The organism is Hymenobacter perfusus (assembly GCF_003944765.1).
GTDB classification, from domain to species: domain Bacteria; phylum Bacteroidota; class Bacteroidia; order Cytophagales; family Hymenobacteraceae; genus Hymenobacter; species Hymenobacter perfusus.
Genome location: NZ_RWIU01000002.1, coordinates 626,037 through 649,059 on the forward strand (window position 1 = coordinate 626,037; position 23,023 = coordinate 649,059).

15 protein-coding genes are annotated in these 23,023 nt (G+C 63.3%); 9 read left to right on the forward strand and 6 right to left on the reverse strand.

Annotation, left to right across the window (positions count from 1 at the left end):
• Positions 1–55: 55 nt before the first annotated feature.
• The 8 genes from EI293_RS08825 (at position 56) to EI293_RS08860 (ending at position 14,052) form a co-directional block, all read left to right on the forward strand.
• Positions 56–931 (forward strand): UDP-2,3-diacylglucosamine diphosphatase, encoded by an 876-nt coding sequence (locus tag EI293_RS08825; protein WP_125436761.1) that lies wholly within the window; start codon positions 56–58, stop codon positions 929–931.
• Positions 932–995: 64 nt separating this feature from the next.
• Entirely contained in the window at positions 996–2,039 is a 1,044-nt protein-coding gene (locus EI293_RS08830; protein WP_125436762.1) for a glycosyltransferase family protein, read from the forward strand.
• A gap of 97 nt (positions 2,040–2,136) precedes the next feature.
• Positions 2,137–3,540, forward strand: coding sequence for a GH1 family beta-glucosidase (locus tag EI293_RS08835; RefSeq protein WP_125436763.1), 1,404 nt, complete (start codon positions 2,137–2,139; stop codon positions 3,538–3,540).
• 109 nt (positions 3,541–3,649) lie between these two features.
• Positions 3,650–6,400, forward strand: a complete 2,751-nt coding sequence (locus tag EI293_RS08840; RefSeq protein ID WP_125436764.1) for a choice-of-anchor I family protein — start codon at positions 3,650–3,652, stop codon at positions 6,398–6,400.
• Between the two features lie 272 nt (positions 6,401–6,672).
• On the forward strand, positions 6,673–8,154 hold the full coding sequence (locus EI293_RS08845) for a PhoX family protein (protein ID WP_125436765.1): 1,482 nt from the start codon (positions 6,673–6,675) through the stop codon (positions 8,152–8,154).
• Positions 8,155–8,474: 320 nt separating this feature from the next.
• Positions 8,475–10,349: a cytochrome-c peroxidase gene (locus tag EI293_RS08850; protein WP_125436766.1), complete on the forward strand. Its 1,875-nt coding sequence runs from the start codon at positions 8,475–8,477 to the stop codon at positions 10,347–10,349.
• Positions 10,350–10,429: 80 nt separating this feature from the next.
• Complete coding sequence (locus tag EI293_RS08855) at positions 10,430–11,839, forward strand: 3' terminal RNA ribose 2'-O-methyltransferase Hen1 (RefSeq protein ID WP_125436767.1); 1,410 nt, start codon at positions 10,430–10,432, stop codon at positions 11,837–11,839.
• 194 nt (positions 11,840–12,033) lie between these two features.
• Entirely contained in the window at positions 12,034–14,052 is a 2,019-nt protein-coding gene (locus EI293_RS08860; protein WP_125436768.1) for an OmpA family protein, read from the forward strand.
• Positions 14,053–14,106: 54 nt separating this feature from the next.
• Here the strand turns inward: EI293_RS08860 and EI293_RS08865 are convergent, their stop codons facing one another.
• A complete protein-coding gene (locus EI293_RS08865; protein WP_125436769.1) occupies positions 14,107–14,547 on the reverse strand; it encodes an SMI1/KNR4 family protein in 441 nt (146 codons plus the stop codon).
• A 51-nt stretch (positions 14,548–14,598) separates the two neighbouring features.
• The gene (locus EI293_RS08870; RefSeq protein ID WP_170170316.1) at positions 14,599–15,087 is read right to left on the reverse strand and encodes a hypothetical protein; all 489 of its coding nucleotides are present in this window, start codon (positions 15,085–15,087) and stop codon (positions 14,599–14,601) included.
• A 90-nt stretch (positions 15,088–15,177) separates the two neighbouring features.
• Here EI293_RS08870 and EI293_RS08875 point away from each other — a divergent pair, with 90 nt between their 5' ends.
• Positions 15,178–17,946, forward strand: coding sequence for a polynucleotide kinase-phosphatase (locus EI293_RS08875; RefSeq protein WP_170170317.1), 2,769 nt, complete (start codon positions 15,178–15,180; stop codon positions 17,944–17,946).
• A gap of 200 nt (positions 17,947–18,146) precedes the next feature.
• On the opposite strand, the gene EI293_RS08880 is transcribed toward EI293_RS08875, so the two are convergent.
• The 4 genes from EI293_RS08880 to EI293_RS08895 all read right to left on the reverse strand — a co-directional run bounded on the left by EI293_RS08880 (position 18,147) and on the right by EI293_RS08895 (position 22,837).
• Complete coding sequence (locus EI293_RS08880) at positions 18,147–19,187, reverse strand: S41 family peptidase (protein WP_125436772.1); 1,041 nt, start codon at positions 19,185–19,187, stop codon at positions 18,147–18,149.
• A 189-nt stretch (positions 19,188–19,376) separates the two neighbouring features.
• On the reverse strand, positions 19,377–20,231 hold the full coding sequence (locus EI293_RS08885; RefSeq protein WP_125436773.1) for a hypothetical protein: 855 nt from the start codon (positions 20,229–20,231) through the stop codon (positions 19,377–19,379).
• Positions 20,232–20,258: 27 nt separating this feature from the next.
• Positions 20,259–21,953: a M28 family metallopeptidase gene (locus EI293_RS08890; protein WP_125436774.1), complete on the reverse strand. Its 1,695-nt coding sequence runs from the start codon at positions 21,951–21,953 to the stop codon at positions 20,259–20,261.
• Between the two features lie 119 nt (positions 21,954–22,072).
• Positions 22,073–22,837: a hypothetical protein gene (locus EI293_RS08895; protein ID WP_125436775.1), complete on the reverse strand. Its 765-nt coding sequence runs from the start codon at positions 22,835–22,837 to the stop codon at positions 22,073–22,075.
• Positions 22,838–23,023: the final 186 nt, after the last annotated feature.

Sequence of the window (23,023 nt, forward strand, 5' to 3'; positions counted from 1 at the left end):
CTTCAAGTAGAACGACTGTTTCCGCGGGCCGCCTGATGGTCCTTTGCCCCCTTCGATGAAGCAGAAACCCGCAAAGCGCCGCCTCGACGTGTGCGTGATTTCCGACGTGCACTTGGGTACCTACGGCTGCCACGCCCCCGAGCTGCTGCGCTACCTCAAAAGCGTGCGGCCCCGGGAACTGGTCCTCAACGGGGACATTGTGGATATCTGGCAGTTCAGCAAGAGCTACTGGCCCGCCGCCCATATGCGGGTAGTGCGCTACCTGGCCAGTCTGGCCGCCAAGGGAACCCGGATCCATTACCTCACCGGCAACCACGACGAGCTGCTGCGCAAGTTTGCCGGCACCCGGCTCGGGGCCCTGCGCATCGATAACAAGCTGGTGCTGGAGTTGCCCCACGGCCGTACCTGGTTGTTTCACGGCGACGTATTCGACGTTACTATGCGTCATTCGCGGTGGCTGGCCCGTCTCGGCAGTCACGGCTACGACCTGCTGATTCTGCTCAACCGCCTCGTGAACTGGGGGCTTACCAGCCTGGGCCGGCCCCGGGTGGCTTTGTCGAAGGTGGTGAAGGACCGCGTGAAGAGTGCCGTAAGCCTGATAAGCGACTTTGAGCAGACGGCCGCTGCCATTGCGGCCGACCGGGGCTACCGCTACGTGGCCTGCGGCCACATTCACTGCCCCGAAATCAAGGAGCTGCACACACCGCAGGGCCCGGTGACCTACCTGAACTCCGGCGACTGGGTGGAAAACCTGACGGCCCTGGAGTACACGGCCGCGGCCGGCTGGCAGCTCTACCGCTACCACGACGACCCCCGCATGCAGCAGCCCCAGCCCCCGGAACCTACCGAACCCGACGCGGAGGATGCCGCCGCCGATGCCCCGGCCGCCGCGCTGCTGGCCGATTTGCTGCGCGAAATCGGGATGAGCTAAGCGCGCGGTTCAGACGGGCCGGTCGGGGCACTATCCAACAAGAACAACTGCCAATCTTCACTTCATGCGCATACTATATGCCATTCAGGGTACCGGCAACGGGCATCTGAGCCGGGCCCTGGATATTGTACCACTGCTGCAGCAGCGGGCCGAACGGGTAGATGTGCTGGTGAGCGGCCCGCCGGCCGATATTGAACTGCCCTTTTCCGTCCGCTACCGGTGCCACGGGCTGGGCTTTGTTTTTGGGAAGAAGGGGGGCATCAACTTCGTAAAAACTTTCTGGCAGCTCAACTCCAAGGCGTTTCTGTGCGAGTTGCGCGACTTGCCGGTGGAGATGTACGACTTGGTGATAAGTGACTTCGAGCCGGTTTCGGCGTGGGCGTGCCGGCGGCGCGGCGTGCCCTGCGTGGCCCTGAGCCATCAGGCCGCGGTGCTGAGCGAATATGCCCCCGAGCCCCGTGTGCCCGACCCGGTGGGCCGGGCCGTGCTGCGTCACTACGCGCCGGCTACCCGGCACTACGGCTTTCATTTTCAGCCCTACGAGCCGCACATCCACACGCCCGTTATCCGGCGGCAGGTGCGCGAGCTTACGGCCCGCCACGAAAGCCATTACACCGTGTATCTGCCCGCTTTTGATGAAGCTACCCTGGTCAGCCGGCTGCGCTACCTCAGCCGCACGGTGCGCTGGGAAGTGTTCAGCAAGCACAGCCGGCAGGAGTCGGAGCACGGCAACGTGCGGGTGCGCCCGGTCAGCGGAGCCGCCTTCACCGATAGCTTGGCCCGGAGCGCGGGCGTCCTGTGCGGAGCCGGCTTCGAAACCCCGGCGGAGGCATTGTACCTCGGGAAAAAGCTGCTGGTAGTGCCCATGAAACAGCAATACGAACAGGCCTGCAACGCGGCGGCCCTGGCCCACATGGGGGTGCCGGTAGTGCGTAATCTCAAAGACAAGTCGCTGGCCGTCCTCGACCACTGGCTGCAATACGGCCGCCCCGTTGCCGTGGAGTACCCCGATGAGACGGTCAGCATCCTGAACAAACTGCTGCTGGAGTCAGGCCGGGTAGCGGGAGGGGAAGTGGTGAAAGGGGCCGGGGCGGATTTCTGGGGGTGATGGGCCGGCCATCTGAACTGCCGGGGCTGCGTATGCCAGTAGCCGCCCGCCCCGGCCATGTGCTGCCGGCTATCTGTTCTCTACCTCACCAGTGCTCATGCTTCCTCCGGCTTTTTATCCTGCTTCCACACCAGTTGCTTTTTCTCGTTCCGACTTTGGGGCAGACTTCCGGTGGGGCGTATCGGCGGCGGCTTACCAGACGGAGGGCGCCTGGAACACTGACGGCAAAGGTCCCAGTATCTGGGATGCGTTTGTGCGCCGTCGGGGTAGGATTAAGCGAGGTGAAACGGCTGAAATTTCGGCCGACTTTTACCACCGCTGGCCGCAGGATCTAGACCTATTAAACCAAATGGGTATAAGCGATTTTCGCTTTTCAGTGGCCTGGACGCGGGTTTTGCCGGCTGGGAAAGGAGGGATTAACCAAAAGGGAATAGATTTTTATGACCGGTTGGTAGACGGCTGCCTCGGGCGCGGCATTACCCCCTGGCTCACGGCCTACCACTGGGACCTGCCCCTGGCACTGCAACAGCTGGGCGGGTGGACCAACCGCAGCATAGTGGGCTGGTTTACGGATTACGTGGAACTGCTGGCCGCTCGGCTCGGTGACCGGGTGCAGCACTGGATGGTCCTCAACGAGCCAATGGTGTTTACCGGGGCCGGCCACCTGCTGGGCGTGCACGCGCCGGGCCGGCGGAGTCTGGGCGGGTTTCTGGCGGCCACCCACCACGCCACGCTGGCCCAGGCGGAAGGGGGCCGGGCTCTGCGCGCGTCCCTGCCCGCCACGGCCCGCATCGGTACCACGTTTTCCTGTTCCTACCTCACACCCGCCCGGCCTGGGCTGGCCCGGGACGAGCGCGCCACCCGCCGCGCCGATGCCTTGTTGAACCGCCTCTTCGTGGAGCCGGCCCTGGGCCTGGGCTACCCCGTGGCCGATCTGCCCCTGCTCAGCTGGCTGGACCGCTACCACCAGCCCGGCGACGAAGACCGGCTGCCCTTCGCTTTCGACTTTCTAGGCGTGCAGAACTATACCCGCGAAGTAGTGCAGCATGCTCCCTACGTGCCGCTGCTGTGGGCGCGACTGGTGGGCGCCGCCGCCCGGGGCGTGCCGTTCACGGACATGGGCTGGGAGGTGTATCCCGAAAGCCTCTACCATATGCTGCGGCAGTTTGCCGCCTACCCCAACGCACCCCGCCTGCTGGTCACCGAAAACGGCGCGGCCTTCCCCGACCAGCCCAACCTGTCAGGCCAAGTGCCCGACGTGGCCCGGCAGGCCTACCTGCAGGCCTGCATCGGGCAGGTGCTGCGGGCCCGGCAGGAGGGAGTTCCCGTCGAGGGCTACTTCGCCTGGTCGTTCACCGATAATTTCGAGTGGGCCGAGGGCTACGCGCCCCGCTTTGGCCTGGTACATGTCGATTATGAAACCCAGCGGCGCACGATCAAGGACTCCGGCCACTGGTACGGGCGGTTTCTGACGGGGGAGCAGGTTCGGCTGCCGCGCTGAGAAGCCGAGGCGGAGCAAACCGGCCTTCACGATTCGGTAACTGTCTCGTAACCCCGGCCTAACAGTGTCCCGGTAGCTTTGGCGCATTCCTTCACTAACCTTTCTCTGGATGCGCCCACTATTACTTTCCGGCCCGAAAATCGGTCTGTTTCTGCTGACGGCCTGCACCGCGCCGGCGGCCGCGCAAAGTCTGCGGCAGGGCTTTGAAAGCTCCGCCACCGATACGTGGGGCTTTATTGCCACGCCGGCCACTTACAACTTCCCCAGCCTCACCGATATCTGGGCGCCGGTAGCCACTGTGGGCACCACCGGCAGCAGCAGCGTGCAGGCCGCGCCGTCCGCCGGGGCGCTGCTCTGGGGTATGCAGGATTTGCAGAACCCCGTCACCAACGACCTGGCCGTGTGGCACTACCTGGATTTCACGCCGGTGGCCATCCAGACCGGCGCTACGGCCGCCAATCAGGTGTCGTTTAAATTCTTCAGCAATGGCTTCGATGCTTCCGACTCCCTGGCCTACGCCGTGGCCTTCGACAACGGCACCAGCTGGCCCGCTCCCAAAACCTACACCCAGCTCAGCAAAGACACCCGTGCCTATCAGACGGTAACCGTGGCCATGCCCGCCACCGCCACCCACGTCCGGCTGCGCCTGGCCGCCAAGCAGAACGGCAACGACGACTGGGCTGCCTGGGACGAGGTGGAGCTGGGCCGCTCCACTGGCACGCCTCCCGTGGTGGTGCCCACGCTCAGCCTGGCCTCAGCTACGGTCGTGGTAAATGAAAACGCGGGTACCGTGAGCATTCCGGTGAGCATCACCAACCCTTCGGCTACCACGGCTACCACCGTGGAGCTGGCCCTGGTGCCCGGCCTGGGTACTGCCACCGCCGGCCAGGATTTCGCCTACGCCGCCACGCAGACCCTCACGTTCCCGGCCATTGCCAACGGGACGCAGACGCTGACTATCCCGATTACGGATGATGCCCTGACCGAAGGCGCGGAGTACTTCACGCTGCGCCTGCAGAACCCCACTAACGCTACGCTCACGGCCGGCGCGACGGAGGTGCTGGTGTATATCAAGGACAACGAAAGCGCCGCGCCTACCCAAACGCGTAACCTCACGCTCAACCGCCTGGGCTCGTACCAGAACGGCGCGGCCGGTACCAACTCGGCCGAAATTGTAGCCCATGACCCCAGCACCCAGCGCCTATACGTGGCCAACTCCATCGGGGGGAAGCTCGATATTCTGGGCCTGGGTGCGGCCGGTGGGCTGACGGCCGTGGCTTCCATTGACATCAAGCCTTATGGCGGCATCAACTCGGTGGCGGTGCGAGGCGGCGTGGTAGCCTGCGCCATCGAAAATACCGACCCCCAGCAGAACGGCTCGGTGGTGTTTTTTGATCAGAACGGAGCGTTTCTCAAGCAGGTGACGGTAGGGGCCCTGCCCGATATGATTACCTTCTCGCCTAACGGCCAGCTCATTCTCACCGCCAACGAGGGTGAGCCGAAGTCGGACTACTCCGTGGACCCCGAGGGCTCGGTGTCGGTGATTGACTACAGCGGCGGCGTGGCGGGCGTAACGCAGGCCAGCGTGACCACCGTGGGCTTTACGGGCTACAATGGGCAGGCCGCCGCGCTGCGCCAGCAGGGCATCCGCATTTATGGTGGCACGGCTGCCGCACCCAGCACCGTGGCCCAGGATTTCGAGCCCGAGTACGTGGCCGTGGCGGCCAACTCCCAGACGGCCTACATCACGCTGCAGGAAAACAACACCATTGCTACCCTGGACCTGACGACCAAACCATATACGTTCACGGCCCTGCGGCCGGTGGGCTACCAGGATCATGCGCAGGCAGGTTTCGCGCTGGATGCTTCCGACCAGACGTCGGACGTGCTGCTGGCTAACTGGCCCATTAAGGGCATGCGCCTGCCCGATGCCCTGGCCACGTTTGAAGTAGCCGGCCAGCGCTACCTGATTACGGCCAATGAGGGCGACGCCCGCGAGTACTCGGCCCTGACCGAAGCCGTGCGCCTCAGCGACGCCGGGTACGTGCTCGACGCCACGCGCTTCCCGCAGGCGGCGCTGCTCAAGAACGCCCAGGCCCTGGGCCGCCTCAACGTCACCAACAAGCTGGGCGACACCGACGGCGACGGGGACTTCGATGAAATCTACGCCTTCGGGGGCCGCTCGTTCAGCATTTTCAACGCTGCCTCCGGGGCCCTGGTCCACGACAGCGGCGACCTGCTGGAGCGCCTGACCAGCACCGATGCCACGTACGGGGCCATCTTCAACGCCAGCAACACCACCGGCACCCCCGCCCGCAAGAACCGCTCCGACGACAAAGGCCCCGAGCCTGAGGGCGTAACGACCGGCCTGATTCGGGACACGACGTACGCGTTTGTGTCGCTGGAGCGCATTGGGGGCGTGGCCGTGTTCAACGTGAACGACCCCGCCAGCCCCAAGCTGGTGCAGTACGTGAACAACCGCAGCCTCACGGCCGGCACCGGCGACCAGGGCCCCGAGGGCCTCGTGTTTATTTCGGCCCCGAACAGCCCCACCGGTCAGCCGCTGCTGCTGCTTGCCAACGAGGTAAGCAGCACGGTATCGGTGTACGGCATCCAGACGCGCGGCACCGTAACGGCCACGGCCGCCGCCCGCCACGCCGCGCCGCTGCAGCTGTACCCGAACCCCACGCAGGGCCGGGTGCAGCTGAGCCGCCCCGTATCGGGCACGCTGCACGATGCGCTGGGCCGACCGGTACGCACTTTGCGCCAGGCCACCCGGCTGGAAACCGCCGGTCTCGCGCCGGGCGTGTACGTGCTGCGCGCCGAGGATGGGGCCAGCTCCAAACTGGTAGTGCGGTAGGTGAAGGAGAGACGCTAATAGGCGTTTCTACAAATGGACAAACGCCCTGGCTGGTTGCAGTCGGGGCGTTTTTGATTGTGAAGTCGTTTGGAATGAGCTGCGGAATAGCTCCGACAGCCGAGCGGTTGGGCGAGGGGTAGCACGTTGCGTAAATATTATCAGAACCAGATGTTGCCAGCGGGAAAGTAGCAGTTCGATAACGACGGCGTAACGCTGGAATAACGCCCCGCCAAGTCCTTTGCGGCATCATTTCACCAACCTCTTTCCTGCCGATGTATCCTAACCGCTACGCCTTTGTGCCCAAGCTGCCAGCCCTGCTGCTACTGGCCCTGCTGGGGGCCTGCAACGACTCCGAAACCGAATCGAACCCTACTTCTGAGGTAGAGCTGAAGGCCCACTCCGTAAACCCGGCCCTGGTAAAGGCCCTGCCCGGTTTCGAGAGCCTGGAAATCCTGCCCCTCATCAGCTCCGACGATGTACTGCCGGAGTCGCCTAACTTCATCTTCGGGGCCCAGCCCGATGGCTCGGGGCTGCTAAAGAACCCGAACGGGGAGGGCTACATCCTCATCAACAACCACGAAATCATGTTCTCGGTGTCGCGGGTATACCTCGACAAAACCTTCAAACCCACGAAGGGCGAATATATTCTGGATGGCGACGGGGGCAACTTCCGGCTGTGCTCGGCCACGCTGGCCACGCCCGAGGAACACGGTTTCGGCCCGATGTTCCTGACCGCCGGCGAAACCGACGGCGAAAGCATGGTGCACGCCCTCGACCCGCTGGGGGCCGTGAACAAGAAGGACCGCACCCGCATGAAGCCGGCCCTGGGCAAGGGCTCGATGGAAAACGCGGTACCACTGCCCAAAGATGCCTTCCCCGGCAAAACCGTCATCCTCATTGGCGAGGACGAAAGCAGCCGGGTAGGGGCTGGCCAGCTGATTGCCTACGTGAGCAATACCGTGGGCGACCTGGACAACGGCAAGCTCTACGTGCTCAAGCGCACCAGCGCCGACCCAATTGAAACGAGCATGGTTGCCGGCCAGCAGTACGACGTGGAATTCGTGGAAATCGAAAACGCCAAAACCCTGACCGGGGCCCAGATTGCCGCGCAAACCGTAGCCAAGAGCGCCATTCAGTTTGCCCGCGTGGAGGACGTGGACTACCGCAAGGGCGGCAACGGCGCGGGCCGGGAGGTGTATTTCACCGCCACCGGCGTCAGCCAGTCGGACAAGGTGACGCCCGTGACCGGCTTCACTATGTGGGGCCGCGTGTACAAGCTGACCATGCAGGCGGATAACGTGCTGAAAGGCAAGCTGGAAATTGCCGTGGACGGTGCCACCGACCCCGGCAACAGCATCGTGAACCCCGACAACCTGTGCGTGACCCGGGACTTTGTGTACGTGCAGGAAGACGGCGACTCGTATTACACCAACAACAAGCACGATGGCCGGGTGTGGCAGTACGGGATGAGCAGCAAGCAGCTGAAACCCATGCTGGAAATGAACCACCGCCGCACCGATGCCACCTTCAACGCCAAGTACAACAAGAGCAACGACCAGCGCCTCAGTTCCTGGGAGTATGGCGCCATGCAGGACATTTCCGACCTGGTGGGCGTGCCCAATACGTTCCTGCTGAACCTGCACCCCCATACCTGGCAGGACGATAAATTCCTGAACGCCGACGGCTCTGCCGAAACCCGCAACAAGAACAAGGAAGGCGGCCAGGTGGTCATCGTGCGCGGCGTGCAGCGGTAAAATAAGTTCGGGAACGTCAGGCCGAGCACCAGAACGCCATTCCGGGCATGTGGCGCATCAAGCCAGGGTCCGGAGGTGAAGTCGGGGAACCGCGCGGCCTGACATTGCCCGGCTATACCAACGGCAGCCGCTCCGTAGCCCAGGGTTTAAACCCTGGGCCAATGAACAGGATAAAGCGGCCGTAAGGCTTCGGCCGGCAGTTTATCGGCTACTTATCTATTGCTACGCGTGTATTGCTTAGTCCGCACACAGCCCTTCGCCGGTTATCGGTGGAGGGTTATTGCTGTCCGAACCCTGGCCCTGATTTTCGCTTTTTACGCATGTTTCAACCGCTTCTCCTTGTTCTCCGTGCCTGCGCGCCGCTGCTGCTGGCGGCCCTGCTGGCATTGGCCGGGGCCTGTTCCCGCTCGGGTGCCCCGGCTTCCGGGGCCGCTGACCGCGCCGCGCCGCGTGTGCATCAGCACGTTGCGCGGGAGCTGGCGCGGCTGCAGCGGCACGTGCAGCATCAGCTGCTGCCCCTGGCCCGGCGCGGCACCGCCCCCGATTCGTTGCGACGCAGCTTTCGGACGGCCCGGCTGCTGTATAAGCGCGTAGAGCCGTTTGCCGAGTACTACATGCCCGGCACGGCCCGCCTGTTGAATGGTCCTCCTATCGGGGAAGTGGAAGTGGCCGAAAACAAGGACTTTGAGCCCGGCGGCTTTCAGGTGCTGGAAACGATGCTCTACCCCGCGTACGACCCCACCAACCATGCCGAGCTGGAGCGGGAAGTGCGGGCCGTGCAGCGCGAAATCAGCAATGCCCGCACCCGCTGGCAGGTGCAGGAACTCACCGATGCCCACGTATTCGACGTGCTGCGGCTCCAGGTTTTCCGGGTGGTGTCGTTGGGCATCACCGGGTTCGATACGCCTTTGAGCCCCGCCGCCACCCTGCCCGAAATAGGCGCCGCGCTGGCGGCCCTGCGCCCCGTCCTGAGCTATTACGCCCCTGGCCCCGCCGCCCCCGCTTCGACGGCTTACGAAAAGGCCCAGCAGCAACTGGCCCAGGCGGAGCACTACGTACGCCTGCACCCGGATTTCAATGAATTTGATCGGTTGGCTTTCATCACTGACCATGCCAACCCGCTGGGCCGGGCTTTGCTGACCTGCCAGCAGCAGCTGGGCATCCGGCCTTTCGAGGAAGTGCGGGCGTTGCGCTCCGATGCCGCCACGCTCTTCGACTCGGCCGCCTTCAACCCCGATTTCTACGCCCCCACGCCCCAGCACTACCGCACCGAAGCCCGGGTGGCCCTGGGCCGCCAGCTGTTTCAGGACCCGGTGCTGTCGGGTAGCCAGGGCCGCTCCTGCGCCAGCTGCCACCAACCTGATAAGGCCTTCACGGACGGCCTCGCTAAAAACGCCACCCTCACGCCGGGCGGCCTTATTCACCGCAACACGCCCACCATTCTCAATGCCGCGCTGCAGGCCGGACAGTTTTACGACCTGCGCTCCGCCACCCTCGAAAACCAGGCCGTGGATGTGGTCGGCAACCCCGACGAAATGCACGGCTCCCTGGAAACGGCCGCCCGTCAGCTGCAGCGTAGCCCCGCCTACGTGCGGCAGTTCCGGGCGGCGTTTCCGGGCAGTGAGGTAGGCGCGGAGCCGGCCATTACGCCCGTCCGGATTCAGACGGCTCTGGCGGCCTACGAGCGGAGTCTGGTTCGGCTGAACTCCCGCTTCGACCAGCACCTGCGGGGGCAGCGGGAAGTAATAAGCCGGGAGGAAATCCGGGGCTTCAACGTGTTTATGGGCGCCGGCAAGTGCGGCACCTGCCACTTCGCGCCCCTGTTCAACGGCACGGTGCCGCCCGGCTTCACCGAGGCCGAATCGGAAGTGCTGGGGGTGGAGGCCGCCCCCAAGGCCCGCCGCCTCGATGCCGACCAGGGCCGCTACGCCCAGGTGCCGCTGCCGCAGCTGCGCCGCTCCTTCAAGATTCCGACGGTGCGCAACGTGGCCCTTACCGCGCCCTACATGCACAACGGCGCCTACCGTACCCTGGAGCAGGTAATTGAGTTCTACAACGAAGGCGGTGGCCAGGGCCGAGGCCTGTCCGTGCCCAATCAAACCCTGCCCCCCGACAAGCTCCACCTCTCCGCCGCCGATCAGCGCGCCCTCAAAGCCTTCCTGCTGGCCCTCACCGATACGGCTGGTACCCGGTAGCGCGGCCGGCGCGGGCGGCGCTTGGTGCCGGCCGGTGGGTGCGTATCTTGCTGCCTCGCGTATTATATCTGTTAGCGGCCATGCTCCTTACCATCACTACCACCCACCAGCCCGCCACCGATTTAGGCTACCTGCTGCACAAGAACCCCGCCCGCCTCCAGACGCTGGAGCTCACCGCCGGGCAGGCCCACATCTTCTACCCCGAAGCCACGGCGGAGCGCTGCACAGTGGCCCTGCTGCTCGAAATCGACCCCGTAGGGCTGGTGCGCAGCCAGAAAGGCGCGGCCGAGAACTTCGCCCTGGCCCAGTACGTGAACGACCGGCCCTACGTGGCCTCCTCGTTTCTGAGCACGGCCCTGGCCAAAGCCTTCAACACGGCCATGAACGGCACCTGCCAGGACCGCCCCGGCCTGCCCGACGTGCTGCTGCCCCTGGAAGCCACCGTGGCCGTGGTGCCGGCTGCCAGCCCCGCGCAGCTGTACCGCCTGTTTGCGCCGCTAGGCTACGAAATCGAAACCGAAGCCCACCCGCTCGACCCGACCCGGCCGGAGTGGGGCGAGAGCCCCTACTACACGCTGCGTCTGCGCCACCCAGCCCTGCGCCTGCGCGATTTGCTGACGCACCTCTACGTGCTCGTGCCGGTGCTCGACAACAACAAGCACTACTACATCGGGCCGGCTGAGGCCGAAAAGCTGCTGCTGCGCGGCGGCGAGTGGCTGCCGCGTCACCCCGAGCGGGAGTTCATCACGCGCCGCTACCTGCGCTTTGCCGAGTACGTGAACCCCACGCTGGCGCGGCTGCTGGCCGTGGAGAAGGACGCCGAGGACGATGAGCCCGCTACTGCCACGGCGGAGCTACCCACCGCCAACGAAGTACCCGCAACCCCCAGCCAAAAACTCCACGACCAGCGCCTGGACCGGGTGGCCGAAGTAATCCGGGCATTAGGGGCGAAGCGGGTGATGGATCTGGGCTGCGGCGAGGGCAAGCTGGTGCGCCGGCTGCTGCAAAATCCGCAGGTGGAGCACGTATTGGCTCTGGACGTGAGCTGGCGGGAGCTGGAGCGCGCCGCCCAGCGCCTGCACCTCCCGGAAATGCCCCCGCGCCAGCGCGAGCGGCTGACGCTGGCTCAGGGCTCGGTGCTCTACCACGATGCCCGCCTAGCTGGCTACGACGCGGCGGCCGTGGTCGAAGTCATTGAGCACCTTGACGAAAACCGGCTGGCCGCCTTCGAGCAGGTGGTTTTCGCCCGGGCCCGGCCGGCCGCCGTGCTCGTTACCACCCCCAACGCCGACTATAACCAGCGCTACGAAACCCTGGCCGCCGGCGACTTCCGCCACCACGACCACCGCTTCGAGTGGACGCGGGCCGAGTTTGCGGCCTGGGCCGACGGCGTGGCCGTGCGCCACGGCTACCGGGTGCGCCTGGAACCGCTGGGGCCGGAAGCGGCCGAAGTGGGCGCGCCCTCGCAACTGGCCGTTTTTGAGCGGTAGCGGCGGGACGGGTGCGGCCGGCCTGCGAACCTGGTACTCCGCACTGCCTTCACGCGAGGGTACGGCGTATGGGTCGGGGGCGGAATAGCACTTTGGCTGGATACAGTAGGCGGCTATGGGGGAACCGCGTGGCATGAAAATGCGTCGCAGGTGGTGCCCGCTGAAGTTGCGGCCCGGCTCCGTATTTTTGCCGAATGGTATTGCGTGCCGAACGGCTGAAGTGGCTCTGTTTCCTGTGGTTGCTGCTGGCGGGGTGGGGCATGGCCGGCCCGGTCGGGGCGCAGGTGCCAGCCGAAGTGCCTGCCGACTGGCAGCGGTTCACCGATGCCGCTACCGGTTACCAGCTGGTCTATCCGCACGGCTGGCTGGTGCATGAGGAGAAGGAAGCCCCTAACGTCAGCTTCTACGTGGGTCCCGATTGGGCCGCCGCCCCGGCCGTCGTGCAGCTCAGCAGCCAGCCGCTGCCGGCGAGCCGCGTAAACCAGCCCCCGCTCGCCGCCGATCCGCTCGATTCGGTGTGGCAGGCGTTGCTGGCGCTGCCCCGGGCGCAGGTGCTTCAGCTCAGCCAGCACGACGCCGGGAGCTACCAGGAGCTGCGCTACGAGTACACCTACGCCGATTCGGCCGCGGCCCGGACCCGCGTGCTGGGCCGGCTGCTGTGGCGGGGCGGCTACGAGTTCCGGCTGGAATACCGGGCCGCAACCGCCCGGGATGCGCAGTATCTGGCCCCGGGCCGGCAGTTGCTCAACTCCTTCGCCTTTGTGGGGCCGGGCCGCCCCAGCCGCCGCTACGCCGAGCAGCTGTGCGACGATAAGCTCTACGGTATTGCCGCGCTGCGTGCACATGACGGCATCTGGGAAGATGATTGCCGGACCATTCACGAGTGGACCGGCAACGCTCTGACGGCCGCGCCCAAAATACACCGGCGGGTGCTGCCGTTTCAGTCGTACGCGCTGGCCAAGGGCTTTGATAACTGCCTGTATTCCGTCACCAAATCGCCCACCAACCAGCCCGAGCGGGTGTACCGCTACAACCCCGCCACGCGCCAGGGCGGCTACACCGGCTGGGAGCTGCCGGCCCAGGGCTCGGGCAACGTCTGGATTTCGGCCGCCACCGACCGGCGCGGCGACCTTCTTTTCATCACCAACGACGCCAACCTGCTGGTGCGCGTGAGCCCCGTAACCGATTCGGTGACGGTGGTTTGGACTCGCGACCCGCTCCGGGCTATGCCGTATTACCCGACCGTAGGCTTTGCCGGGGCCGGCACCCACGCCAACTTCTGCCTCGACGAAACCGACACGCTCTACGCGGTGTACAGCACCAACGGGACGCTGCTCAAAATTGACGTGCCCACCCGACAGCCGGCCCCGCTGCCGCTACCCCTGACCGGGCTGCCGGCCCAGGGCGGCTACAGCGACCTACTAATGCAGCAGGACACCAGCGGCCGGCGGCGGCTGTACGTGGCCGGCCCCAAATCAGTCTACGAAATAGATCTGGCCCGCCAGCAGGCTACCTACGTGCGCCGGGGCGTGTACACCGATCTGGCCGGCTGCAACCTGTTTCGCCGCAATCAGGCGGCCAGCCTCCCCGCCCCGCCGTCGCCGCCGACAGCCACCTGGCAGGGGCGGGTGCTGGATGCGGAAAGCCAGGCGCCGCTGCCGCAGGCGCGGCTGTCGGTGGCCGAGCCGGGAACTGCGGCGGCCGGGCGCACGCTCACGGCGGCGGGGGAGTTTCTGGTAGCCGGCGTGCCCGCCCAGCCCTACCAGGTGCGGGTGCAGCTCTCGGGCTATCTGCCCCTGGATACCGTGTATCAGCTGACGGCCGGTCCTTCCTTTCAGGATATCGTGCTGCGGCCGCTGCGCCCCGGCACCGTGCTGCGCCTCGATAACGTGGAGTTTGAGCAGGGCAAAGCCGTGCTGCTACCTTCATCGGCGCCCGACCTCAACCGCCTGCTGGACCTGCTGACCACCAGCCCGGAGCTGACCATCGAGCTGCGCGGCCACACCGATAACCAGGGCGACCCGCAGCTGAACGTGCAGCTCAGTGAGCAGCGCGTGGCCGTGGTGAAAGCCTACCTGGTCAGCCAGGGCATTGCCGCCGGGCGCATTACCGGCCTCGGCCTCGGCGGCACCGAGCCCCGGGCCAGTAACGCCCAGGAAGCTACCCGCCGCCTCAACCGCCGCGTGGAGTTTCGCATCACGGGCGGGCGGTAGGAGGCGGTGGGCGAGCAAGTGTTATTAGCTTGATGATCAGTCTCTAACCAGGGGTCAGTCGGTAAGCTCAGACGCCCAGTCAATCAACCTAAAAACGCCGCCCTGTAAGAATCGGTGGATAAATAAGGCCAGGGAATCGGTAAGAAAGACCATTTCTCCATCTGGACCTTGGCTCAGAATCCGGTAGCCACTGCTCTCCGGTAGTATGTCCACCATCCAAAAATCAACGCAAGCTCCATACTCGGCAAAGAGGAATTGATGAGGCCGGTAGTCTTTGAAATGGATAATCTCCTCAATTGGAGTAATATGGAACAGAAATTCAGCTGATTTGAACCCATTGCAAAAGGCATAAAATCCCCGAAAGTCAGCAGGAAGGGTTACCCCCAACGCTGCCTCTAATTGCTGCATCAGTTGTGCGCTGGCGGACGGGTACAGCGTTATATCCGTCTGCGACAGGTCTGCTTTGAGGGTTGCTATGAGTTGCTGAATAGTCATGGAGGACTGGAGCTAACGGCCTGTTTGAAGGGCTTCAATGACAAATACCAGTCAATCCAGGCGTTCTGTGACATTTCGGGCACCCTCTGGGTTGAGAATGACAACTTTGCAAAGCAGGTGCGTGCCATTCGGCTTCGGTATATCATAGAAGAAAAACAGGGCACGGCCCTCCACCAGCAGCAGGGGTTCCTTCTGCGAGCCGGAATACGCTGTAAAATGCCAGCCTACCCTTTCAAGGTTGCGCAACACCTTCTCGTAGGTTAGGTTGCTGTGGAGCCAGGTAACGTCGAAGAAGCGTTTTTTTGCTTTCGGCTTAATGCGCCACACCTGGATAATTAGTTGATAAAGCTCCTGATAAAAATCCTCCCTGAAGTGTAACTCAACGCCATTCAGGTCCAGGAAGGGATAATTGCCTTGGCGATGCTTCCGGATAAGTTGATGGGAATGGGGCAGCTTGTGGGCAATGTCTTCACCACTCATGCCCCATTTCAGCGGGCTGACGTCTCCCTCTTTGATAATTCGTTCTATAGAAATCTGCATCTGAATAAGTCGTCGGTTGAGAGAGTTTACGCATTTTTGCCGGGCGTTATTCCTATCGAAAGCAACTCAATATACGCTCCCACACCTCATATGCCCCAACCCACTACCTCCCTCAAACTACCCGAACTTTCCCTCGTCCTGCTCATCGGTACGTCCGGGGCGGGCAAATCCACGTTTGCGCGGCGGCTGTTTTCGGCCACCGAAATTGTGTCGTCGGACCAGTGCCGGGCGCTGGTGGCGGATGATGAAAACGACCAGTCGGCCACGCCCGAGGCGTTTGCGCTGCTGCACTATCTGGTGGGGCTGCGCCTCAAGCGCGGTCTGCTGACGGTGGTGGACGCTACCAACGTGCAGCCCGAAGCCCGCAAAACTCTCGTGCAGCTGGCCCGCGACTACCACGTGCTGCCCACGGCCGTCGTCCTCGACGTGCCCGACCGTCTGGCCGAGGACCGCAACCGCCAGCGCGCCGAGCGGCAGCACTTGGGCCGCCACGTCATCCCGAACCAGCGCCAGCAGCTGCGCCGCAGCCTCAAGTCGCTCAAGCAGGAGGGGTTTCGCCACGTCTACCATTTGCGCGGGCCCGAGGAGATTGATGTGGTGCAGGCCGTGCAGCGCGACCCGCTCTACAGCAACCGCAAGCAGGACACCGGCCCCTTCGATATCATCGGCGACGTGCACGGCTGCTACCTGGAGCTGGTGCAGCTGCTTGCGCAGCTGGGCTATGACGTGGAGGAAACTCCTGTGCTGGATGCGCGAGATTTGGGCGTGCGGGTGACGCGCCGTAGAGACGCAATATCTTGCGTCTCATCGTTGAACGATGCGAAAACGGACGGCATTTCAAACAACCTCAGCAACGACGAGACGCAAGATATTGCGCCTCTACAGCCACCGCGCCGCGTGCTGTTCCTCGGCGACCTGGTGGACCGCGGCCCGGCCTCCCCGCAGGTGCTGCGGCTGGTGATGAGCATGGTGCAAAGCGGGCTGGCGCTGTGCGTGCCCGGCAACCACGATATCAAGCTGCTGCGCTTCCTCAATGGCAAGCAGGTCAACGAAAAGCATGGTTTTGCCGAAACGGTGCAGCAGTTGGCCGCGGAATCCGACACGTTCAAGAGCCAGGTGCGACAGTTTCTGGATGGGCTGGTGAGCCACTACGTGCTCGATGGCGGCAAGCTGGTGGTGGCCCACGCGGGCATGCGCGAGGAAATGCAGGGCCGCGGCTCGGGCGCCGTGCGGGCCTTCGCGCTATTCGGCGAAACCACCGGCGAAATCGACGAGTTCGGGCTGCCGGTGCGCTATAACTGGGCCTCGGAGTACCGCGGCCGGGCCACGGTGGTGTACGGCCACACCCCCGTGCCCGACCCCGAGTGGCTCAACAACACCATCGATATTGACACCGGCTGCGTGTTCGGCGGCCGCCTCACCGCTTTGCGCTACCCCGAGCGGGAGCTGGTTTCGGTTCCCGCCCAGCAGGTGTATTGCGAGCCGGTGCGGCCATTGTCAGTTGTCAGAAATCAGTTGTCAGTTGCTGGTTGTCAGTTGTCAGGCAGTGAAAATGAACTAACAATTGACAACCAACAACTGACAACTCAACTCTCCGCCCAGCAAGTCCACGACGAGCTACTTGATATCCAGGATGTGCTGGGCAAGCAGATCATCAAGACGCGCCTGCTGCCATCCGTGACGGTGCGGGAGGAAAACGCGGCGGCGGCGCTGGAGGTGATGAGCCGGTTTGCCCTGAATCCGAAGTGGCTGCTGTACCTGCCGCCCACCATGAGCCCGTCGGAAACCTCGGCGCTGCCGGATCTGCTGGAGCACCCCGCCGAAGCCTTCGACTACTTCCGCCGGCAGGGGCTGGAGCGGGTGGTGTGCGAGGAAAAGCACATGGGCAGCCGCGTGGTGGTGGTTTTGGCCAAGGATGAGGACGCCGCGCGCCGCCGTTTCGGGGTGGTGGGCGAGGGGCCGGGCAAGGTGTACACCCGCACCGGCCGCAACTTCTTCACCGACTCCAATCTGGAAGCCGCTTTCCTGGCCCGCTTGCAGGACGCCCTCACGGCCAGCAGCTTCTGGGAGCGGTTCAGCACCGATTGGGTGTGCCTGGATGCCGAGCTGCTGCCGTGGTCGGCCAAGGCCCAGGAGCTGATCCGCAACCAGTACGCCGCCGTTGCGGCGGCTGCCACTGCGGCCTTACCCGAAGCCGCCGCCATCCTCACCCAGGCCGCCGCCCGGGGCCTCGATGGGGTGGAGGCGCTGCTGGCGCGCACCACCGCCCGCCAGCAAGCCGCCCGGCACTACGCCGAGGCCTACCGCCGCTACTGCTGGCCCGTGGAAAGCCTCGCCGATTTGCGCCTGGCCCCGTTCCACCTGCTCGCCACCGAGGGCCGCACCTACTTCGATAAGGACCACGCCTGGCACATGGAAACCCTGCGCGCCCTCTGCCTTGCCGATGAAGGCCTGCTCCGCGCCACGCCCTACCGCGTGGTGCATCTCCAGGATATTGCCGACGTGGAAGCCGCCACCCAGTGGTGGCTGGACCTCACCGCGGCCGGCGGCGAAGGTATGGTGGTGAAGCCCTACGACTTCATCCCCACGGGCCAGAAACAGCTGGTGCAGCCGGCCCTCAAGTGCCGGGGCCGCGAGTACCTGCGCATCATCTACGGCCCCGATTACCTGCTGCCCGGCAACCTGGAGCGCCTGCGCGAGCGAAACGTGAAGGCCAAGCGCAACCTCGCCCTGCGCGAATTCACCCTCGGCGTGGAAGGCCTGGAACGGTTCGTGGCCGGTGCCCCGCTGCGCGAGGTCCATCAGTGCGTGTTCGGCGTGCTGGCCCTGGAAAGCGAAGCCGTGGACCCGCGGCTGTAGGCGCGTTTTGGGTTTGGTAAAACCTTGTTCCCCGTCATGCTGAGCGCAGCGGAGCGGAGTCGAAGCATCTCTACCGCAGTACTAATCAATTGGCATTGCAATGAAGCGGTAGAGATGCTTCGACTCCGCTCCGCTGCGCTCAGCATGACAATACCTGAATAAGTAAAGCAGGCCTCTGGGCTATCTGCTCTACGGCCAGACTACCGGCTTTTCTGCTTCTTCAGCCACTTCAGCGCCGCGGCTACTTTGGCGTCTTTGCTCAGGTCCGCGAAGTTGTCGCCGCCGGGGATGAGGACGTCGGGGGTGAGGCTGGTTTTGTAGACTACTTTATTGCGGTCGGTTTCCTGCATGCCGGCGATGGTGAGGTAGCTGGTGCCGCTGATGCGGTAGCTTTCGTTGGCGGTGGTGGCCCCGTAGGTGGGCTCCCCGAACGAGCGGGTGGCGGGCCGGCCCCGCAGGCTGATGGCCACGATTTCGCCCGAGCTGGCGGTCAGGCCGCTGAGCAGCACGGCCACGGGCTTGTCGGTGCGGCGCACGGGACAGCGGTTGGGCAGCGTCGTGACCTGCATGGAATCCATGTAGAAATTGCCCTGGCGGAGGTACCACTGCTGGTCGGGTTTGCCATCCTTGTCTACGAAGCCGCCCAAGTGGCCGTCGCCGATGATAGGGGCGAGGCCGGCCAGCATGGGGGCCATGGCGCCGCCGTCGTTCAGGCGCAGGTCAATAATCCAGGCCCGGGCCTGGTCGGGGTGGTGGCGGCAAAGGGAATCCTGCACCACCAGGGCCGCCGCCTGCATGGCTTCGAGGCTGCCCCCGGCGTTGATGCCCGGCAGCTGCACGTAACCGATGCGGCCGGGCAACATCCGGATAACCAGGCCGGGCTTCTGGGCCAGGGCCTGTTTTACGGCGGCGTTGGCGTAGGCAGGGCGGGCGGGGTTGCGCCACTTGTAGGTTTTGCCCTTGTAGGTCAGCCAGCCGTGGTCGTCCTTCAGCTGCTCGAATACATAGGGGTACACCGGCAGCAACTCCCTCACCGACTGCGCGCCTTGGGCTTTCTGCTGCACCGTCTGGCGCAGCTGGGGCCAGTTCACGGCGTTTCGCTCCAAAGAGTGCGTTTCCAGCAGCGTCAGGCTCTTATCGAGGAAGGCCTGCACGGAATCGGGGAGCGGGGCCGGGGTAGTCTGGGCGCGGGCCCCAGAAGTAGCCGCCGCGCATAAGGTCACGAGCAATAGGTGTTTCATGCCGGGAAGATGCGGATTCGGCCGGTAGGGTTGGTTGGGAGATTATTGACTAGAGGAGCTTCGCTATGAGAGATGTTGCAATGCACGGTTGATATACTGACGCAGAAAGCGGTATCGTGGTGCTGCATGAATAGCCAGGTTAAAGGACGTATTTTCATTCGCAAGCTCCATAGCAGCTAAAAAATGAGTTTAATAAGCAGTTGGATTTCTGACGTATTTAGGAAGAGTCACAGGCGGCGACTCGGCAATTTGCTTGTCTAGATCTACATCTATGTACTGCCAGCATTTAACTCTATGACTATTCAGTATAGCAGGTTGCCAGCTACCCATGCTGCGTATGATTTTTGTTATTTCTTTTTTGAAGTAGGACAGGTGTTTCTGATTACTCTTTTTCAGATTAGAAGCTGTATCAAAAGAAACCAATGAAACAGCGCCAGTGCTGTCAATCAGTACGTCCAGCATAATGAACTGACGCCAGTTTGTCATTGGTTTATTATCCCAATTAGCGGGCAGATTTAGCTTGTTTATGATATATTGCTCAGGCTGCGTCGCGCAATAATCCGGAGCAATATCGACGTCGAAAGATCTATATGTCTTAGTAGCCCATCTGGAGAGATATAATTGATCGGCTTTTACTCGCATACTATCTATAAAACGACTTCCATGTCGCTGAATAATGATGCTATCCATATAATGCCCATAGTATAGGTTATAACCTGTACAATTCATTCCAATGGGCTCGTAGACGATGTTATGCTCGCCAAGAACTTCCTTTAGTTCATCATCGTAGCGCTTAAACCCTCCATCAAAAGCAGAAACATAGACTAACTTGTTTTTTAGAAAATCTTGCTGCGCCTTTTGCAACTCAGCAAGACAAGCAGTATCAGTACGGTCAGCCTTGAAGAATTTGTAAGGATTTGGTTTAGGTGGAGGTAAAAAAGCAGAGAGTTCTTCAGGCTCACGTTCTGCGGGACGAGTAGTGTCTGCTGGAGAGGAACAGGCGTGTACGCAAAACACAAAGAGGATAATTTGTAGATATTTCAAAGCTGGTGTGCTAAAGCAATTCATGAACTACTTCCCACCCATACTCTTATCCCGCGCCCCCTTGAACTCCGAGCCTTCACGCCACTGCGGGAACGTGGTTTCACCCGCCAGGCGCTGGCCGACGCGGAAGTAGAGCTGGGCGTCCTGGGCAATGCCGGTCAGGTCCCAGCTGGGGTCGAACTGGTCGGCGGGCTTGTGGTACATGGTGGCGGTGTAGTTCTGGCGCTGTTGGGCAATGCTGGCCTTGCCGCCGCTGCGGCTCTCGAAACCGCCGCTGGCGTAGAGCGAGGGCACGCCCACGTGAGCGAAGCTGAAGTGGTCGGAGCGGTAGAACATGCCGGTTTCGGGCGTCTGGTCGGGCAGCAGGTAGCGGTTTTGCTCCTTAGCCGCCGCGCGGGCGTAGTCCTCTAACTCCGACTGCCCGTAGCCGATGACGGTGAGGTCCTTCATTGGGCCGTAGGGCCAGAGCATGTCCATGTTCAGGTCGGCCACGGTTTTGTTGAGCGGGAAGGGCGGGTGCTGGGCGTAGTAGGCCGAGCCGAGCAAACCCTGCTCTTCGCCGGTCACGGCCAGAAACACGAGGCTGCGCTGGGGCTTCTGCTTGGCTTTCTGGAAGGCTTCGGCAATGCTGAGCAGGGCGGCCAGGCCGGTGCCGTCGTCCACGGCCCCGTTGTAGATGGAGTCGCCGGCAATGGTTTTGCCCACACCGAAATGGTCCCAGTGGGCCGAGTAGAGGATGTACTCCTGGGGGCGGGTGGTGCCGGGCAGCACGGCCAGCACGTTGCGCGAGGTCTGGCGACGCAGCTTGTTTTGGATGCCGGCCGTGAGCGTGAGGCCGCCCAGCGGCCGGGGCCGGAAGCCCTTGGTATTGGCGGCGGTGTACAGTTGGTCGTAATTGAGGCCGGCGGTCTGGAACAGTTTTTTGGCCGCGTCCAGGGTCAGCCAGCCTTCCAGGGCGCACTTGTCAGCGCCTTTGTTTTGAGTTTGGGCGCGTAGCTTGGGGCTGGTGGCCCCACTTAGCACCACACTCCAGGGGTAGGCGGCGGGCTGGGTGTCGTGGATGATGAGCAGGCCGGCGGCGCCGTGGCGGGCGGCTTCCTCGTATTTGTAGGTCCAGCGGCCGTAGTAGGTCATGGCCCGGCCCTTGAACAAAGTGGAATCCTGGCTCGCGTTGCCGGGGTCATTGACGAGCACCACCACGGTTTTGCCCTTCACGTCAAGGCCCGCGTAGTCGTCCCAACCGTATTCGGGGGCCACCACGCCGTAGCCGGCAAACACCAGCGGCGAGTTGGTCACCTTCACTTCGGCCTGCTCACGCTGGGTGAAGGCCACGAAATCGGTCTTGTACTGCAAGTTCAGCGGCTGGCCGTTGCCCTTGATTTGCAGGGTGGGGCTCGGCGTGCCGGTGATTTCCACCAGTGGTACCGGCTGAAAGTACGTGCCGTTGGGGCCCGGCTGCAACCCGAGGCGCTTGAACTCATCGGCCAGATACTGCGTGCTGCGCTGCTCGCCCAGGGTAAACGGCTTGCGCCCCAGCATCTCATCCGAGGAAACCGCCTGCAGATACTTGCTGATGCTGGCCGCGCTGATGGCGGCAGCTGTGTCCGGCGCGGCGGCCTGGGCAGCGGTAGCGGCCGTTTCGGTGGCGGCGGGCTTCGACTGGCAGCCGGCCAGGGACAGGGCCAGCAGGATGGAGGCGGGAAGCAGACGAGACAGTGCCATAAGATGCAGAGCGTTGATTCAGGGGAGTAAGGTAACGGAAGTTGTGTGGTGCATTCCTGTCGGGTGCCGGCTAATCTCGCGTAGGCAGTCGGGGAGGAGGTAACCTGAGTAATGGCCAATCAATCCACATCCTCGCACTCCGACTGCACCTTTACGAATAGCTGCTCGTACTGCCGGTACATTTGCTCGGTTGGTTCGGCGCTTCGGATGGTTGCATTGACGCAGTTCCACCAGCCGAAGCCAATCAGGGCTACTTGCGCGTATTCGTGCCAGTTGGACGCGGTGGCTTCCTGCTCAAACCGCTCCTGCAGACTTTCCGGAATACTGTTATTTTTCTGCTGCTCCCGCACCAGCTGCTGCCAGCTGGCAATAATCATACTGTCGTTGTTGGCCGCCAGCCCCCTGACGTAGGTTTTGCACGCGGCCGGGTAGGTGGAGTTTACCAATAGGCTGGGGTTGGCATAGCCCAGAATGGTCAGCCTGGTAGTGCGGTACTGGTCGTTGAGCTCCTGGAGCTTGCGGCGTTTCAACTCCCGCCACGGAGCTCCCGGCACGGGCTGCAACCCCTTGACGTGGGCCAGCACCTTGGTGTACTCCGCTTCCAGCGTATCCACGCTCAGCTTCGCAATATCCTCGGGCCGGAAAACGGTAGCCGAGGTGGAAAGAAGGCCGCCTCGGAGCAGGTCGTGGGTATCGGTGAGCTGCCGGGCGGTGTATTTGCGGGTGTCGTAGCGCCCGGTGTAGGTGCACATTTCCGATTCCCAGTGCAAAGTGGCCAGCGTATCGGCCGGGGTGGGGGTGGGAGCCTGCGCGGCAGATCTGGGAGCCGGAGCCTGGATGGGCTGTTCGGCGGTGGGCGTATCGGGAGTACAGGCGCTGAGCAAACCCGGCAGAAGCCAGAAAAGGCGGCGGTAGTTCACAGGAAGGAGGCGTTACGGCCAGCGAAGCGGTGCGCGGCGGCCAAATATACTGGACAGAATGGCGTAGCCACGCGCATCGAAACAGTGACCTGGGAGTTTACCGTGGACTTTTAAAACGTATACTTCGATTGGCTACGGATACGCTTGGCA

Bases quoted from the DNA above. Each gene is read 5' to 3' on its own strand.
- EI293_RS08880 (WP_125436772.1), bottom strand. From the start codon at position 19,187: ATGAAACACCTATTGCTCGTGACCTTATGCGCGGCGGCTACTTCTGGG.
- EI293_RS08875 (WP_170170317.1), top strand. From the start codon at position 15,178: ATGCCCCAACCCACTACCTCCCTCAAACTACCCGAACTTTCCCTCGTC.
- EI293_RS08870 (WP_170170316.1), bottom strand. From the start codon at position 15,087: ATGCAGATTTCTATAGAACGAATTATCAAAGAGGGAGACGTCAGCCCG.
- EI293_RS08845 (WP_125436765.1), top strand. From the start codon at position 6,673: ATGTATCCTAACCGCTACGCCTTTGTGCCCAAGCTGCCAGCCCTGCTG.
- EI293_RS08850 (WP_125436766.1), top strand. From the start codon at position 8,475: ATGTTTCAACCGCTTCTCCTTGTTCTCCGTGCCTGCGCGCCGCTGCTG.
- EI293_RS08825 (WP_125436761.1), top strand. From the start codon at position 56: ATGAAGCAGAAACCCGCAAAGCGCCGCCTCGACGTGTGCGTGATTTCC.
- EI293_RS08855 (WP_125436767.1), top strand. From the start codon at position 10,430: ATGCTCCTTACCATCACTACCACCCACCAGCCCGCCACCGATTTAGGC.
- EI293_RS08890 (WP_125436774.1), bottom strand. From the start codon at position 21,953: ATGGCACTGTCTCGTCTGCTTCCCGCCTCCATCCTGCTGGCCCTGTCC.
- EI293_RS08840 (WP_125436764.1), top strand. From the start codon at position 3,650: ATGCGCCCACTATTACTTTCCGGCCCGAAAATCGGTCTGTTTCTGCTG.
- EI293_RS08860 (WP_125436768.1), top strand. From the start codon at position 12,034: ATGGTATTGCGTGCCGAACGGCTGAAGTGGCTCTGTTTCCTGTGGTTG.
- EI293_RS08865 (WP_125436769.1), bottom strand. From the start codon at position 14,547: ATGACTATTCAGCAACTCATAGCAACCCTCAAAGCAGACCTGTCGCAG.
- EI293_RS08830 (WP_125436762.1), top strand. From the start codon at position 996: ATGCGCATACTATATGCCATTCAGGGTACCGGCAACGGGCATCTGAGC.
- EI293_RS08835 (WP_125436763.1), top strand. From the start codon at position 2,137: ATGCTTCCTCCGGCTTTTTATCCTGCTTCCACACCAGTTGCTTTTTCT.